Annotated in this window: 1 pseudogene; it reads left to right on the top strand. The window is 57.3% G+C overall.

Annotated features, from left to right (window positions below):
• Positions 1–335, top strand: a pseudogene (locus tag RMT89_RS41860) (hypothetical protein); the annotation flags it as partial.

Here is a 335-nt window from a genome sequence, read left to right as displayed (position 1 = left end):
CGAGTATCTGGCGCTGATCGGGCGCATCCGCGCGGCGCGGCCTGACATCATGCTGACCTCGGATTTCATTGTCGGCTTTCCGGGGGAGACCGACGCCGATTTCCGCGACACGCTGGCACTGGTCGAGGCGGTATTGGCAGGTGACTTTGACGTTGCGACGGCGCCTATTGCCTTGGAAGATATCTACACGTGGTCGATTCGTGCAAATGCCGAAGATGTCCTGGTCAGTGGTGGTTTGGGTCGTCCTGAGGTCGTTGGTGCACAGAGTGTGATGCTTACAAATGCCACAATCCGTCCGGACCAGTTTGCCGATCTCAATACCCTCGATAATTTCG

Source organism: Streptomyces sp. P17 (assembly GCF_032436805.1).
Taxonomy (GTDB): Bacteria; Actinomycetota; Actinomycetes; order Streptomycetales; family Streptomycetaceae; genus Streptomyces.
This window is presented reverse-complemented; position numbering and strand designations above follow the sequence as displayed.